General features: G+C 74.8%; 13 protein-coding genes. 2 read left to right on the forward strand and 11 right to left on the reverse strand.

Translation table 11 applies throughout. The features are described 5' to 3' along the window. The coding region (locus ACF1AL_RS03520) for an acetyl-CoA carboxylase biotin carboxyl carrier protein subunit (RefSeq protein ID WP_391825439.1) at positions 1-258 on the forward strand (258 nt) is incomplete at its 5' end. Between the two features lie 87 nt (positions 259-345). Here the strand turns inward: ACF1AL_RS03520 and ACF1AL_RS03525 are convergent. The 6 genes from ACF1AL_RS03525 to ACF1AL_RS03550 are packed head-to-tail and all read right to left on the reverse strand — an operon-like array spanning position 346 to position 5,753. Continuing rightward, a complete protein-coding gene (locus ACF1AL_RS03525; protein ID WP_391780040.1) occupies positions 346-1,572 on the reverse strand; it encodes a cytochrome P450 in 1,227 nt (408 codons plus the stop codon). 53 nt (positions 1,573-1,625) lie between these two features. After that, a complete protein-coding gene (locus ACF1AL_RS03530) occupies positions 1,626-2,843 on the reverse strand; it encodes a cytochrome P450 (RefSeq protein WP_366841909.1) in 1,218 nt (405 codons plus the stop codon). 40 nt (positions 2,844-2,883) lie between these two features. Beyond that, complete coding sequence (locus tag ACF1AL_RS03535; RefSeq protein WP_366841910.1) at positions 2,884-3,510, reverse strand: ATP/GTP-binding protein; 627 nt, start codon at positions 3,508-3,510, stop codon at positions 2,884-2,886. Further along, complete coding sequence (locus ACF1AL_RS03540; RefSeq protein ID WP_391825440.1) at positions 3,488-3,814, reverse strand: DUF742 domain-containing protein; 327 nt, start codon at positions 3,812-3,814, stop codon at positions 3,488-3,490. The genes ACF1AL_RS03535 and ACF1AL_RS03540 overlap by 23 nt, the downstream gene beginning before the upstream one ends. A gap of 23 nt (positions 3,815-3,837) precedes the next feature. After that, complete coding sequence (locus ACF1AL_RS03545) at positions 3,838-4,260, reverse strand: roadblock/LC7 domain-containing protein (RefSeq protein ID WP_366841912.1); 423 nt, start codon at positions 4,258-4,260, stop codon at positions 3,838-3,840. A 2-nt stretch (positions 4,261-4,262) separates the two neighbouring features. Continuing rightward, positions 4,263-5,753, reverse strand: a complete 1,491-nt coding sequence (locus tag ACF1AL_RS03550) for an ATP-binding protein (RefSeq protein WP_391825441.1) — start codon at positions 5,751-5,753, stop codon at positions 4,263-4,265. Positions 5,754-6,560: 807 nt separating this feature from the next. On the opposite strand from ACF1AL_RS03550, the gene ACF1AL_RS03555 reads away from it, so the two are divergent. Next, positions 6,561-9,644, forward strand: coding sequence for an ABC transporter substrate-binding protein (locus ACF1AL_RS03555; RefSeq protein WP_391825442.1), 3,084 nt, complete (start codon positions 6,561-6,563; stop codon positions 9,642-9,644). A gap of 97 nt (positions 9,645-9,741) precedes the next feature. Here the strand turns inward: ACF1AL_RS03555 and ACF1AL_RS03560 are convergent, their stop codons facing one another. From ACF1AL_RS03560 to ACF1AL_RS03580, 5 genes are all read right to left on the reverse strand, one after another. Continuing rightward, the gene (locus ACF1AL_RS03560; RefSeq protein WP_391825443.1) at positions 9,742-10,938 is read right to left on the reverse strand and encodes a sensor histidine kinase; all 1,197 of its coding nucleotides are present in this window, start codon (positions 10,936-10,938) and stop codon (positions 9,742-9,744) included. Between the two features lie 61 nt (positions 10,939-10,999). Beyond that, the gene (locus ACF1AL_RS03565; protein ID WP_391825444.1) at positions 11,000-12,730 is read right to left on the reverse strand and encodes a cation acetate symporter; all 1,731 of its coding nucleotides are present in this window, start codon (positions 12,728-12,730) and stop codon (positions 11,000-11,002) included. 265 nt (positions 12,731-12,995) lie between these two features. Continuing rightward, positions 12,996-13,859 carry a LytR/AlgR family response regulator transcription factor gene (locus ACF1AL_RS03570; protein ID WP_391780033.1) on the reverse strand — a complete coding sequence of 288 codons (864 nt, stop codon included), beginning with the start codon at positions 13,857-13,859 and terminating at the stop codon, positions 12,996-12,998. Then, positions 13,852-14,265, reverse strand: coding sequence for a hypothetical protein (locus ACF1AL_RS03575; protein ID WP_391825445.1), 414 nt, complete (start codon positions 14,263-14,265; stop codon positions 13,852-13,854). The genes ACF1AL_RS03570 and ACF1AL_RS03575 overlap by 8 nt, the downstream gene beginning before the upstream one ends. 98 nt (positions 14,266-14,363) lie before the next feature. Next, the gene (locus ACF1AL_RS03580; RefSeq protein ID WP_391825446.1) at positions 14,364-14,648 is read right to left on the reverse strand and encodes a hypothetical protein; all 285 of its coding nucleotides are present in this window, start codon (positions 14,646-14,648) and stop codon (positions 14,364-14,366) included. Between the last annotated feature and the right edge of the window lie 156 nt (positions 14,649-14,804).

A 14,804-nucleotide genomic window follows, 5' to 3' on the forward strand; every position in this document is an offset into this window, starting at 1 on the left:
CCCAAGCGCCGCGCCGCCAAGAAGTCCGGCCCCGTCGCCTCCGGCGACACCCTCGCCTCCCCCATGCAGGGCACCATCGTCAAGATCGCCGTCGAGGAAGGCCAGGAAGTCAAGGAAGGCGACCTCGTCGTCGTCCTCGAAGCCATGAAGATGGAACAACCCCTCAACGCCCACAAGTCCGGCACCATCACCGGCCTCAACGCCACCGTCGGCGCCTCCCTCACCTCCGGCGCCCCCATCTGCGACATCAAGGACTGACCCCCGCCCCGACGGGACAACCCGAAGCGCCCGGCAGACCGCACCACACGGCCCGCCGGGCGCTTCGGCGTAGTGTCTCGTCCGGCGCTACGGCCGGGTCAGGCGCACCGGCACCTGCTGGTGGCCGTTGCTGATCAGGGAGGGCACCGGGCGCAGTTCCTCGGCCGGGACCGCCAGGGTCAGGTCGGGGAAGCGGGCGAAGAGCTGCTTGAGGGCCTCGGCGACCTCGAGGCGGGCCAGCGGGGCGCCGAGGCAGAAGTGGACGCCGTGCCCGAAGGCCAGGTGGTCCTTGAGGCTGCGGGTGATGTCGAAGTCGTCGGCGCTGTCGCCATGCCAGTCGGGGTGGCGGTTGGCGGCGCCGTAGGAGGCGAGGATGGCCTCGCCGCGCGTGATGACGCCGCCGCCGGGCAGTTCGACGTCGGTGACGGCGTAGCGCAGCGGCAGGTGCTTGACGGCGGGCGAGTGCCGCAGGGTCTCCTCCACGACGTCGTCCCAGCCGGCCTTGCCGTCGCGGACGAGGTCGAGCTGGGCGGGGTGGGTGAGCAGGGCGACGACGGCCTGGTCGATGACGTTGACGGTGGTCTCGTAGCCGGCGCTGATCATCAGCAGCAGGGTGTCGCGCAGTTCCTCGGTGGTCAGGCCGCTGCCGTCCGACTCCTCGTCCCGGGCCGTGATGAGCAGGGAGGTCATGTCGTCGCCGGGGGCGGCGGTCTTGGTGGCGATCAGCTCGTCGAGGACGCCGTAGAGCCGGACGGTGTTGGTCTGGGACTCCTCCTGGGTGAGCGTGGTGTCGAAGACGCCGTCCACGAGCTTGCGGAAGTCGGCCCGCTGGTCCTCGGGCACACCCATCAGATGGCCTATGACGGAGATGGGCAGCGGGTAGGCCAGGTGCTCGCGCAGGTCGACGACCTCCCCGGCGGGCCGGGCGGCGAGGGCGTCGACCAGCTCGGTGACCATGGTCTCGACCGCCGGGCGCAGTTCGGCGATGCGCCGGGCGCTGAAGGCGGGGGCGACCATGCGCCGCAGCCTGCGGTGGTCGGCGCCGTAGGCCGTGAACATGTTCTTCACCGCGACCCACAGCGCGAGCGGCCAGGTCGCGACCCGCTGCTCGAACTCGGGCCAGTGGGCGCGGGCGTCCTTGGAGACGTCGGGGCTGGTCAGCAGCTGCTTGAGCAGTGCGGGGTCGGTGACGGCCCAGGCCTGGACGCCGAGGACGTCCACGCGGGCGGCCGGGCCGTGTGCGCGCAGGGTGCGGTGCTCCTCGTGCGCGGCGGCACCGGTCGGGTCGAGGACGAGCGGGGACTGCTGGGACATGGCCGGTCTCCTTCGGGTGACAACGGTCGACGGGAAGAGCGGGACGCCGGGCGTCAGACGACGGCGGGGAAGCGGACGGGCAGCGCCTCCAGGGCGCGGTGGAAGGGGCCGGGCCGCCAGGTCAGTTCGGACTCGGGGCAGGCCAGGTCGATCTCCGGCAGCGCGTCCAGCAGGCAGCTGATGGCGGTCTCGGCGATGAGGTAGGCGTGGGTCCGGGCCGGGCAGGTGTGCGGGCCGATGCTCCAGGACAGGTGGGCCCGGTTGCCGGCGAGCTGCGCGGCGCTGAGGCCGGCGGTGACGGCCGGGTCGTTGTTGCAGGCCGCCATGGAGATGACGACGGGCTGGTGGGCGGGCAGCAGCACACCCTCGACGTCGATCGGGTACGGCGGGTAGCTGATGCAGTAGTTGGCCATGGGCGGGTCGGTGTACAGGACGGTGTCGAGGGCGTCCCGCACCGGCTGGCCGGCGTGCAGGCCCGCGGAGAACTGCTCGTCGGTGAGGATCCTGAGCACCGTGTTGCTGATCAGGTTGGTCAGCGGTTCGATGCCGGCGCCGTACAGGGTGACCAGCTGGTGGGCCATCTCGACGTCGTCCAGGCGGGCGGAGTGCGCGATCAGCCGGGAGGTGACGTCGTCGCCGGGCTGCCGGCGGCGCAGCGCGACGAGGTCGCCGACGGCCCGGCCGAGGATCTCGTTGCCGCGGGCGGCGGTCTCGGCCTCCGCCTCGAAGATCTTGGCCATGCCGTCGGCGATGCGCCGGCCGATCTCGTCCGGGCAGCCGAGCAGCGCGCTCAGGACGCGGAAGGCGATGGGCCAGGAGTACTGGGTGAGCAGGTCGGCGTGGCCGAGGGCGCGGAACTCGCCGAGGGCCGCGGTGGCGACCTGCTCCACCAGGGCGCGCAGGGCGTGCTGGTCGACCGCCTGCAGGCTCGCGGTGTTGGCCGCCCGGTAGCGGGTGTGCTCGGCGCCGGAGGAGCGCAGCGCGTTGGGGCGCCACTCCATCATGGGCCGCACCGGGCAGGTCTCGGGGATCGCCTCCTGCCAGATCCGCGGGTCGGCGGGGAAGTGCAGCGGGTCGTTGAGGATGCGCCGGGCCTGGTGGAAGCCGATGACCAGGGTCGCCGGGACTCCGGGGGCGAGGTCGACGGGGACCAGCGGCCCGAAGTCGCGGCGCATGCGCTCGTAGGCGGCGTGGGGGTCGTCGGCGAACTCCGCGTCGTACAGCGCGATCCGCGTCGCGGCGTCCGCGGTGCGGGGAGGGAGGGTGGTCATGAACGCGGCTCCACGGAAGGGGCGAGGGCCTGACGGGTACTCATAAACGGGGCTCCACGAGAGAGGTGAGCGCCTGACGGGCGGTCAGGTACTCGACGAGCGTGATGAGCGCGTACACGCAGGACCGGCGGTCCCGCGCGTCGCACTCGGTGAGCGGCGTGTCGTCGTCCAGGGCGAGCGCCTGGCGCAGTTCGTGCAGGGGGTAACGCGGCGCGTCCGGGAAGACGTTGATGACGACGGCGTACGGGGTGCCCTGGTCCTCCAGCAGGCCGAGGACCTCGTGGCAGCCGTCGAGGTCGCGGGTGTCGGCGAGGACCACCGCGCCCAGCGCGCCCTCGGTCAGTCCGTCCCACAGCGGCCGGAAGCGGGTCTGGCCGGGGGTGCCGAAGAGGTAGAGCACCAGGCGGTCGCCGAGCAGGTGGATGCGGCCGAAGTCCATGGCGACGGTCGTGGCCGTCTTGTGCGGCTTGCCGCGCAGATCGTCCACGCCGACGCTGGCCTCGGTGATGGGCTCCTCCATGCGCAGCGGCGCCACCTCCGAGACGCTGCCGACGAAGGTGGTCTTGCCGACGCCGAACGCCCCGGCGACGACGATCTTCGCCGACCGGGTGACGCCGGGCGCCAGATAGCTGGGGGCGGGCTGGTCAGACCAGTTCGCGGAGTCCACGCAGCACCTCCTGTAGCAGGTCGAGTCCGGGCCGGTCCTCCTCGGCGGCCGCCGGGGCGGCGAGATGGCCGCTGTCCATGAGCGCGGAGACCAGGATCCGGACGGTGGACGGGGGCAGGTCCAGCGCGGCGGCGACGTCCGCCACGGCCAGTCCGCCGCGCCCGCCGGCGAACAGCCGCATCACCCGGCGGGCGTCCGGCCCCAGCCCGTCGGTGGAGCCGGACGCGCCGACGAGGACCGTCTCCAGGCGGACGTCCCGGCTGGGGCGGTTGCGTCCGCCGGTGCGGACGTAGGGTCTGATCATGTCCGGGTCGTGCCGCGGACCGGTCACGTCGCGGTGCCGCCTTCCGCGGCCGGGCGCCGGCTGGCGACGTCCATCTCATGGCCGAGCCGGGTGGCGAGGCGGACCATGTGGTGGGTGATCAGGCCGACGTCCGCCTCCGGGCCGGTGGTGACGACGGAGAGCATGGTGTTCTTCGCGGCCGCCGTCGTCAGCCCGATGCGGCCCTGCGACTCGATCAGCAGCTGGCACATGCCCTTGCCGCCCACGTGCTCGTCCCACGCCTTGCCGGCGGCACGCAGCGACGCGGTCACGGCCGCGAGCTTCTCGGCGTCCTCCTGCCCGATGGTCTGCGTACGGGCCTGCAGCAGGCCGTCGCCGCTCATCAGCACGGCGTACTCGACGCCCTCGACGGTGCCGAGTTCCTGGTCGAGCAGCCATCCCAGGCTGTTGCTGTGGGTGTCGCGCATGGTCAGTGTCCTTCGCTGGATCCGTGGTCTTCCGGCATCTGGCGGCCGCGGCGGGTGCCCGCCGCCCAGGCGGCCGCGACACCGGGGCGGCCCGGTACGACCGCCTCCTCGGCCGGCCGCGCCGACGCGGTCCGGGCCCGGGGCGGGCGTTGACGGACCGTCAGGCCGCTGGCGGTGGTGCGGACGGGTGCCGGTTCGGCGGCTTCTCCCGGGGCGGGGCCGTCCGTGTTCCCGGTGACGGCGGCGGTGGCGGGCACGGCAGGCTCGGGCTCTGCGGGTGCGGGCACGGCGGTTGCCTCCGTGGGGGCGAGCGCGGTGGTGGCTTCCCTCGGGGCGGGCGCGGTGGCGGGCTCGGGGCGGGCGGCCGGCTCGGGGGCCGGGGCGCGTTCGGCCGCGGCCGGCCGGGGCGCGGGCGCGGCCGGCGTGGTCAGCAGGCTCTTCGGCAGCACCAGGACGGCCCGGGTGCCCTGGTAGATGTTCGGCGCGGTCAGCTCGACCCGGAAGCCGTAGTTCTCCGCGAGCAGCGAGGCGACCCGCAGGCCGGTCTGCGGATGGGCGCCGAGCCGGGTGATGTCGTCGCGGTGTTTGCCGGACATGATGTCGCTGGCCCACAGCAGCCGTTCGTCGTCCATCCGCAGCCCGGCGTCGTCCACGATCAGGAAGCAGGCGTGGTGGCCCTGTTCCACGGACACGTGCACGCGCGCGGTGGGCGGGGAGTACCGCAGGGCGTTGTCCAGCAGCAGCGCGAGGGTGTGCACGACGGCCTCGACCGCCCGGCTCTCCACGGCGACGGTGTCCAGCTCGTGGTGCTCGATGCGCTGGTAGCCCTCGATCCGGCCCATCGCCGCGCGGATCACGTCGGTCAGGGTGGTGCGCGGCCACCGCCGGGAGAGCTTGTCGCCCGCGAGGACGGCGTACCCCTGGGCGGTGAGGAGCATCTGCTGCGCGATGTGGTCGATGTGCACGAGGGTGGCGTACGCCTCGTCGTCCTGGTGGGAGCGCACGCCCTGGCTGATCTCACGGCTGAGCCGGGCCGCCTTCGCCACCACGTTGGAGGCGAAGCTGCGCACGGCGGCGCGGGTCGCCTCCCGGGCCTCGCGGTGCGCCTTCTCCACTTCCTGGTCGGCCGCGGACCGGATGCGCGCGGCGTGCTCGTCCGCCGACGCCTGGGCGCTGTCCCGCACCCGCGTCACGGTGGCGGTCACCTGGCCGGTGAGGTCGCGCAGCCGGGCGGCGAGCGGCGTGTGCGCCAGCGGGTGCGGTACGGCGAGGTCGTCGGCGGAGCGGGAGCCGGCGGCCAACCCGGGTATCTCGGAGGTCAGTTGTCCCAGGGCGTATTCGACGGCGCGCAGCTGCTCGGTGAGTTGCTCCGCCTGGCCTCGCAGCCGGGCGGCCTGGTCGCGTTCGCGGCGGTACGCGCGGTGGAAGTGCCAGGTGCTCCCTGTGGCCGCCAGGGCGACCGTGGTGCCGGCGGCCAGTAACAGGTCGGTCATCGGGTCCTCTCCAAGGTGTCCGGCCGGGGGTCCGGACGGCACGGTGCGGTGCGACCGGGCGCGGGGGTGCCACCGGTTGCCGGGACGGCCCTCGCCGGGGTCGCCGCGAGGGCAGGGATCCGGGCCGCGGGGACGGCGCGGATCCGCATCGCGGTGACGGCATCGGTCCGGGATGCCGTGACGGCATCGGTGCGGAACGCCGTGACGGCGCCGGTCCGGGATGCCGCCGACGCGCCGGTGCGGGGCGCCGTGTCGGCGCCGTCGCGTGGGACGCGGGCCGGACGGGCCGCGTGCCGAGCGGCTTCCGGCTCAGCGCCCACGCGGGCGTACCGCGCCGGGCGGGACGCGGCGTAGGTCCGACCGGCGGCGACCGCGGTGTGGCCGAGGTCGACGGGCCTGCCGGCTAAGTCGGGAAGCACGGCGGGCACAGTGTCCTTTCGGTACGCGGTCATGTCGTTCTGCGTCACAGCGGTGACGCACGGTGGCCGTCTCCGGTCCGCCCGGAGTTTATCGGCAAACCCGCAGTGTGTTCGACGGTTCGGCCCCGAACCCTGTGAAAGATCGATGACAACCCGGCGCGGTCGTCCTGCTGCGTGGCCGTTCCTGCTCCTATGTCCCGAAGGGCCCTGTTGGGAGCGGTAGTTGGGCAAAGGCCGGGCACGGACGCCGCCCCCTTCCCACGGTCCCGGAGCCGGTTGCGGGGCGCACGCGGCGGTCCGGTCCGCCCCGCTCCGCGCACGGCCCGGTTCTGGTGTAATCGTCGCTTGAAGATCCCCGGGGGGCCGGGGGATGCGACGGGGGGCGGTTGTGGAAGAGCTGGGGGCGGCGGACCCACGCCGGGTGGGGCGCTACCGGATCCTCGCGCGTCTGGGCGCGGGCGGGATGGGCCGGGTGTACCTGGGCCGCTCCACCAGCGGCCGGATGGTCGCGGTGAAGGTGGTGCGCGCCGAACTGGCCGAGGACCCCGAGTTCCGGCGCCGGTTCGCCCGGGAGGTGGAGGCGGCCCGGCGGGTGACGGGGTTCTTCACGGCGGCCGTCGTCGACGCCGACCCCGAGGGCTCCCCCGCCTGGCTCGCCACCGCGTATGTGCCGGGCATTCCGCTGGACGAGGCGGTACGCGCCCACGGGGCGTGGCCCCGGCGCTCCCTGCTCGTCCTGGGAGCCGGGCTGGCCGAGGCCCTGGAGGCCATCCACGGCACGGGGCTGATCCACCGGGACCTCAAGCCGTCGAACGTCCTGCTCGCCGGCGACGGCCCCCGCGTCATCGACTTCGGCATCTCGCTCGCCACGGAGGCCAGCGCCCTGACCCAGACGGGCATGGTGATCGGCACTCCGGGGTTCATGTCGCCGGAGCAGGTCACGGGGCGCACGATCGGCACGGCGAGCGACGTGTTCGCCCTCGGCGCGGTGCTGGCGTACGCGGGCACCGGGGCGGCCCCGTTCGGCACCGGCTCACCGCACTCGGTGAACTTCCGCGCCGTGTACGAGCAGCCCGACCTGCGCGGGCTGCCGGCGGGCACGGAGTTCGTCGGCCGTCTGCTGGAGAAGGACCCCGAGCGGCGGCCGACGGTGCAGCAACTCCTGGCCGACTTCGCGCACTTGCTCGCGGAGGCCGACGGGCACGGCCCCGGGGACCGGCTGCCGCTGGAGACCGACTGGCTGCCCGCGGCGGTGGCGCGGGCCCTCACCGAGCGGAACACGACGGCTCCGCCGCTCCGGCCGCCGGTGACCGCCCCGCCCACCCCCGACCCCCGGGTCTCCCTGGCCAAACGGCCCGAGCCGCCGGTAGCCTCCCCCGCCGCGACGGGTGAGGGGGAACCCGCGCCGGGCACGCCTACACCCCAGGAGGCATCGACACCGGGCACGCCCCCGCCCGGGGAGCAGCCCACGCCGGGCACTCCCCCACCCACGCCGGGCGAAGAGCCCACGCCGGGCACGCCCACACCTCGCCAGGAGCCGACGCCGGCCACCCCCGCACCACGCGAGGAGCCGACGCCGGCCACCCCCGCGCCCGGCGAGGCGCCCGCGCCGGCTCCCCCATCCCACGAGCCGTTCCTGCTGTCCACCTCGGCGTCCGCCCCCGTCACCGCCCCACGGCCCGGCCGGTCCCGGCGCCGCCGTGTCCTGGCCCTCGCGCTGGCGGCGGCGCTCGTCACCGGCGGCAGCGTCACCGCCCTGCTCGCCCAGCGGGGCGGCGACCGGCCCGTGACGCCGGGGGGCACCCCCCGCGCCTCCGCCGCCGCGTCGGGCTTCGACGCCGCGGTCGCGCATGTCGTCGACGCCTCCGACCGCAAGGGCGGCACCCTGCGCCTCGTCAGCAGCGCGGACGCCGACTCCTGGGACCCGGCCCGCTCGTACTTCGGCTGGGTGTGGAACATGGAGCGCCTCTACACCCGGACGCTGCTCACCTACGACGTGAAGCCGGGCAAGCCCGGTCTCACCCTCGTCCCGGGCCTGGCGGCGGCGGCGCCGCGGGTGTCCGCGGACGGACGGACGTACACGGTCACCCTGCGGTCCGGGGTGACGTTCGAGGACGGCACACCGATCACCGCCCAGGACGTCAAGTACGCCATCGAGCGCGTCTTCGCCCGTGAGGTGATCGACGGCGGCCCGAGCTATCTGATCGAGACGCTGGACCAGGGGCAGGGCTACCCCGGGCCGTACCGGAGCGGGGCGTCGGACCGGACCGGGCTGCGGTCGGTCGAGACGCCGGACGACCGGACGCTCGTCTTCCGGCTGGCCGAGCCGGACGCGCGCTTCCCCCATCTGCTGGCCATGGGCGCCACCGCCCCCGTGCCGCGCAAGCGGGACAACGGAGCCGGGTACGCGGGGCGGCCCGTCTCCTCCGGCCCGTACCGGTTCCAGTCGTACACGCCCGGGAAGTCGCTGGTCCTCGTGCGCAACGAGCACTGGGACCGGGCCACCGACCCGCTGCGCAAGGCGCTGCCGGACCGCATCGAACTCACCGTCACCAGCGCCGACGACGTGGCGGCGCGCCTGCTCGACGGCCGCGCCGACCTCGACGTGCAGCAGGCCGGGCTGACGCAGGCCGCCGAGGCCCGGGTACTGCGGGACCCGGCGCTGAAAGCCCACGCCGACGCCCCGTTCACCGGGTACCTGCGCACCGTCGCGCTGGTGTCGAGGACGGCGCCGCTGGACAACGCGCACTGCCGCAGGGCCGTGTTCTACGCGGCGGACACCACCGCGCTGCGGGCAGCGCGCGGCGGTCCGACGACCGGCTCCCTGCACGGCAACCTGCTGCCGCCGACGCTCCCCGGCTCCGACGGCTACGACCCGTTCGCGCTGACCCGCGGACGGTCCCAGCCCGACAAGGCGCGCGAGGAACTGCGCGCCTGCGGCAGACCGCGGGGGTTCGGCACCAAGCTGGTCGTTCGGGACGCCAGGCCCCAGGACGTGCGGACGGCCGTGGCGCTGCAGCAGTCCCTCAAGGCGGTCGGGATCACCGTGGCCGTCGACCGGCTGGAGCTCGACGAGTACTTCTCCGTCATCGGCTCGCCGGCCGAGATCGCGAAGAAGGGCTACGGGATGATGCTGCTCGCCTGGGGCGCCGACTTCCCCGACGGCTCCGGCTTCCTGCCGCCGCTGACCGACGGACGCCTGATCACGCCCGCCGGCAACGTCAACTACGCCGGGGTGAACGACCCCGCGGTCAACGCGCTCCTCGACCAGGCCGCGGCTCAGACCGACCCGGTGCGGGCGGCCGAGCTGTACCGCCGTGTCGACCACCGGGTCACCGACGGCGCGTACTACCTGCCGGTCGTCGCCGACAAGGCCCTGAACTACCGCGGCCCGCGGCTGACGAACGTGTACGTCCACCAGGCGTACGGCATGGTCGACTTCCAGGCCCTGGGTGTCGCCGACGGCAAGTGATCCGGGGGCGAGAGGGCTCGCGCGGGCGCCCCCTCAGGCCGGCGCGGCGCGCGCAGGCGCCCCCTCAGGCCGACGCGGCGCCAACCCGGGCGCCCCCTCACGCCGGCCGGACGCCCGCGCGGAACTTGGGGATGCGGACGGTGACCTTCATGCCCGCCCCGACGCCGGTCTCGATGACGAGGCCGTAGGCGTCGCCGTACACCTGGCGCAGCCTGGTGTCCACGTTGCCCAGCCCGATGCCGGTGGAGGGGCCGCCGGATCCCTTGAGGATGCGGCGCAGCCGTTCCGGTTCCATCCCGACGCCGTTGTCCTCGACGATCACGCGGGCCTCGGGGCCGTCGTCCTCGGCGAGGATGGTGATCGTGCTGCGTTCCACGCTGTCCTCCAGCCCGTGTTTGAGGGCGTTCTCCACCAGGGGTTGCAGACACAGGAACGGCAGGGTCACGGACAGCACCTCGGGCGCGATGCGCAGGTTGACCCGGAGGCGGTCGCCGAAGCGGGCCCGGGCCAGTTCCAGATACTGCTCGATGCAGCGCAGCTCGTCCGCGAGGGTGGTGAACTCGCCGTGCTTGCGGAAGCTGTAGCGGGTGAAGTCCGCGAACTCCAGAAGCAGTTCGCGGGCCCGGTCGGGGTCGGTGCGGACGAACGAGGCGATGCTGGCGAGGGAGTTGTAGATGAAGTGGGGCGATATCTGCGCCCGCAGCGCGCGGATCTCCGCCTCGATGACGTCGGAGCGGCTGCGTTCCAGGTCGACCAGTTCCAGCTGTACGGAGACCCAGCGGGCGACCTCGTCGGCGGCCCGGGCGAGGACGGCGGACTCCTGCGGCCCGAACGCCCCCAGGGCCCCCGTCGGGCGGCCGTCCACGGTGAGCGGGGTGACGACACCCCAGCGCACCGGGCAGCCGGGCTGGTCGCAGGGGACCCGGACGGACTGGGTGCCGCCCTTGCCGAGCACGTCGGGGAGCAGCCTCTCCACCATGTCCCGGTGGTGGGCGCCGGGCCCCTCCCAGGCGAGCACCGCCTCCTCGTCGGTCAGCGTCATGGACGCCTCGCCCAGCAGGGGCCGCAGCCGTCGCGCCGCCTTGCGGGCGGTGTCCGGGGTGAGTCCTGCGCGCAGCGGGGGCGCGGCGAGGGACGCGGTGTGCAGGGTCTGGAACGTGGCGCGCTCCACGGGGGTGCCGGGTCCGGGCGGCTGCCCCTGCCCCCGTCGTGCGGCCAGATATCCGGCGCCCGCGCCCAGCGCGAACAGAACCGCGCCGCCGGCGGTGGTGAGCGCGGTGACGACAGTGCTCATGAGCGGACTCCTTGCCGGGGGCGACGGGACGGGCGGTAGGGGGAGGCGCGGCCGGGCGGGTTCACGGCGACGAGGGGCGTGGGCCGCCGGTCTCGGGGAGGTGCAGCCGGGCCATGACGGCGGCGGTGCTGCGCGGGACGCGGTGCCGGGTGGCGAGCGAGACGACGATCATGGTGGCGAAGCCCAGCGGTACCGACCACGCCGCCGGCCAGGCGCACAACACCTGCGGCCATCCGGACAGCGGGGGGCCCGCCATCGCCGCGACGACCGCGGCCAGCGCGGAGCCGCCGCCGACCAGCAGTCCGGCGGCCGCCCCGGGCGGGGTCAGGCCGTGCCACCAGATGCCCAGCACCAGCAGCGGGCAGAACGACGAGGCGGAGACCGCGAAGGCCAGGCCGACGGCCCCGGCGGCCGGCAGGTCCGGGAGGGCGAACAGGGCGGCGACCGGGACGGCGATCCCGAGGAGGGTCGCGAGGCGGAAGTGCCGGACGCCGAGCGTGGGCAGGACGTCCTGGGCGAGCACCCCGGCGACGGACAGGGTGAGCCCGGAGGTGGTGGACAGGAACGCGGCGAACGCCCCGCCGGCGACCAGTGCGCCGAGCAGGTCGCCGGCCGTGCCGCCGATCAGGCGCTGCGGCAGCAGCAGCACCGCCGCGTCGGTGTCCCCGGACAGCGTCAGGTCGGGGGCGTACAGCCGCCCCAGCGCGCCGTAGACGGGCATCAGCAGGTAGAAGGCGCCGAGCGCCGCCAGGACGACGACGGTGGTGCGGCGGGCGGCGCGCCCGTCGGGGTTGGTGTAGAAGCGGACGACGACGTGCGGCAGGCCCATGGTGCCGAGGAACGTGGCGACGATCAGGCCGTACGTCGCGTACAGGCTGTGCTCCTCGCGGCTCTGCGACACCGGTCGCGCCCAGCTGGAGGGCACGGGGCCGCTCTGGTCGCCGGTCGCGACGCGAGGGACGTCCGTGCCGGCCGGGAAGCTCAGCGAGGTGCCGGCGGCGAGATGGTGGGTGCCCTCGGTGAGCAGCAGGTCGGCCCGGTCGTGGGAGGTGCCGTCGACCGTGCCGCGCGCGGTGACGCGGACGGGGCGGTCGATCGCGATGTCCCGTGCCGTGTCGACGCTGACGAGGGTGGGCCGGTGGAAGGTGGCCGGGCCCTCCCAGGAGGGCTGCGGCGCCTGGTCGCCGCGCCAGGCCGCGAGCAGGAAGACCACCGGGACGAGCAGCGCGGTCAGTTTCAGCCAGTACTGGAAGGCCTGCACGAAGGTGATGCTGCGCATGCCCCCGGCCGCCACCGCGGTCGTCACCACCGCGGCGACCAGGAGCCCGCCGGACCACTGGGGGGCGCCGGTGAGCAGCCGCAGGGTGAGTCCGGCGCCCCGCAGTTGGGGCAGCAGGTAGAGCCAGCCGATGCCGACGACGAACACGGAGGCGATGCGCCGCACGGTCCGGGACTCCGTGCGCGCCTCGGCGAAGTCGGGCAGCGTGTAGGCGCCCGACCGGCGCAGCGGGGCCGCCACGAAGATGAGCAGGACCAGGAACCCGGCCGTGTAGCCGATGGGGAACCACAGCATGTCGACGCCCTGCGCGAGCACGAGCCCGGCGACGCCGAGGAAGGAGGCGGCCGACAGGTACTCCCCGCTGATGGCGTAGGCGTTCAGCCGGGGCGGAACGCTGCGGGAGGCGACGTAGAAGTCGGAGGTGGTGCGGGAGATGCGCAGCCCGAGCGCGCCGACCAGCAGGGTCGTCGCCACGACCGCCGACACCGCGGCTATTGAGTAGGTCCGGTCCACCCGGTCGCCCCCTGCGCGTCGTGCGGGCGGGCCCGTGCCGTCCGGCGGGGAGTCCGGCACCGGGGCTCCGCTTGTCGGGACCGCCGCGTCCGCGGTGATCACGTGTGGCGGTGAGTGTACGCAGCGGGGGTGCGGGCGGCCAGGTGCCGTACGCGGGTGAGCGGCGCGGCGGCACGGGGTGGGCCGGGGTGGTACGCGCCGTGCCCTGACGGTCGGGGTGGTGCGCGCCGTGCCCGGACGGTCCCGGTGGCGGAGGGCGGGGCCGTCAGCGTCCGCGCCGCAGGCCCCGATTGGCCTGCTGGACGAGCAGGTCGCGCAGTTCGCGGGCGTTGCGCCGGCTGACGGCGAGGATCTGGTCGCCGACGCGCACGGTGAGGCTGCCGCCGTCGACGCGCAGTTCCTCGATGCTCGACAGCCGCACCAGGTGGCGCCGGTGGATGCGGACGAAGCCGCGTGAGCGCCAGCTCTCCTCCAGCGTGGCCAGGGAGTTGCGGATCAGATGGCCCTCGCCCTGACGGGTGTGCACCCGGGCGTAGTCGCCGTGGGCCTCGACATGGGTGATGTCGTCGATGTCGACGAAGCGGGTCACGCCGCCCAGTTCCACGGGGAGGTGGGAGACCCCCGGGTCGGGGAGCCCGCCGGTGTGCGCCGGGACGCCGGAGTGCGCCGCGCCCGGTGCGGTGTGCGGGCCGTGGCCGGTGGCGAGGGCTTCGCTCACCCGCCGGACCGCCTCGGAGAACCGCTCCTTGCGGATCGGTTTGAGCAGGTAGTCCACGGCCTTCAGGTCGAACGCCTGGACGGCGTGGTCCTCGTGGGCGGTGACGAACACGACCAGCGGCGGGGACGCGAACCCGGCCAGCAGTTGCGCCATGTCCAGGCCGGTGAGGCCGGGCATGTGGATGTCGAGGAAGACGACGTCGATGCCGTCCCGGCCGGTCTGCCCCTCCCCCACGGCCCGGCCGAGGATGCGCAGCGCCTCCGTGGCGCCCCGCGCTCCCTCGGCGCGGCCGACGCGGGCGTCGCCGCGCAGCAGGTACAGCAGTTCCTCCAGGGCCGGTGCCTCGTCGTCGACCGCGAGGGCCCGCAGCCCCGCCCCGTGCGGCACGGCGGCCGCGGCTGCGTCACCCATCCAGCCCGGCCCCGTCGCGCGACTGCGTGGCGCCCGCGTACGCGTCCTCGTGGCGTTCCGCGCGGCGCACGTACCAGCGGCCGATGCCCAGCAGCACCGGGTACGGCGCCACCCCCAGCGCCAGCCACACGACGAGCGGGACGTGGCCGCGCGCGTCGGGCGACGCGATCTGGCGCAGGAGAACGGGGAGCAGTCCGAGCAGGACCGTGAGCAGCCCCGAGGCGGCCAGGGCGAGCCGGGCCTGCCGGCGCACGAGGGCCCGGACCGGTGCGGTGCCGTCGGGTGCGGCGGTGTCGCTGCCGGCGGCGGCTCCGGGGCCGGGCCTGAGGCTCGGGCCGCGCAGGGACGCGCGGGCGGCCGGCTGCCCGGTGACCACCTCCCGGCGAGGGACGGAGTCCGCACCCATCTCCCACCCCCGGGATCGTGTCGCTCGCGCCGCCGCGCCGAGTCTACGCAGCTCCAGGGCGCCCGGACCAGACACCGGTGGGGCAGTCGCCACGGTGCTCAGGGACGGCCGGTGCCGTCTTCCGCCGGCCGCGCGAGGTCCCGGTGGGCGATCTCCAGCTCGACGAAGGACTCCTCGGCCTTGCGGAAGGCGATCTCCAGCGCGGCCGCGGCGCGCGGGCCCGCGTAGGCCGCCGCCCACAGCCGCAGGTCGTACAGCACGTCCGCCCAGCGGCCGGCGGCGCTGCGGGCGCGTCCCACGGTGGCGGCGAGTTCACGCGCGGTCCTCGGGGAGGTGCACGGCAGCGCGCGCAGTTCGGCCAGCAACTCCTGGACGTCGGCCATGCGGTCCCCCTCCGGGCCACCCGGGGAAGGAGCCCTGGCACCGCACGATAGGACGGCGCCGGCGCCTGCCGCCGTACCCGGGCCCGGCGAATCTGCGAACGGTGCACGTCGTCGCCGGACGGTCGCCCCGGCCGGACGAGCGGCGGACCGGCCGCT

It is taken from the genome of Streptomyces sp. NPDC014801, assembly GCF_043082085.1.
Lineage (GTDB): Bacteria > Actinomycetota > Actinomycetes > Streptomycetales > Streptomycetaceae > Streptomyces.

What these genes read in the sequence shown, in the direction of transcription:
- ACF1AL_RS03525 (WP_391780040.1), bottom strand. Translation starts at nt 1,572, where the DNA reads ATGTCCCAGCAGTCCCCGCTCGTCCTCGACCCGACCGGTGCCGCCGCG.
- ACF1AL_RS03530 (WP_366841909.1), bottom strand. Translation starts at nt 2,843, where the DNA reads ATGACCACCCTCCCTCCCCGCACCGCGGACGCCGCGACGCGGATCGCG.
- ACF1AL_RS03540 (WP_391825440.1), bottom strand. Translation starts at nt 3,814, where the DNA reads ATGATCAGACCCTACGTCCGCACCGGCGGACGCAACCGCCCCAGCCGG.
- ACF1AL_RS03545 (WP_366841912.1), bottom strand. Translation starts at nt 4,260, where the DNA reads ATGCGCGACACCCACAGCAACAGCCTGGGATGGCTGCTCGACCAGGAA.
- ACF1AL_RS03550 (WP_391825441.1), bottom strand. Translation starts at nt 5,753, where the DNA reads ATGACCGACCTGTTACTGGCCGCCGGCACCACGGTCGCCCTGGCGGCC.
- ACF1AL_RS03560 (WP_391825443.1), bottom strand. Translation starts at nt 10,938, where the DNA reads ATGAGCACTGTCGTCACCGCGCTCACCACCGCCGGCGGCGCGGTTCTG.
- ACF1AL_RS03570 (WP_391780033.1), bottom strand. Translation starts at nt 13,859, where the DNA reads ATGGGTGACGCAGCCGCGGCCGCCGTGCCGCACGGGGCGGGGCTGCGG.
- ACF1AL_RS03575 (WP_391825445.1), bottom strand. Translation starts at nt 14,265, where the DNA reads ATGGGTGCGGACTCCGTCCCTCGCCGGGAGGTGGTCACCGGGCAGCCG.
- ACF1AL_RS03580 (WP_391825446.1), bottom strand. Translation starts at nt 14,648, where the DNA reads ATGGCCGACGTCCAGGAGTTGCTGGCCGAACTGCGCGCGCTGCCGTGC.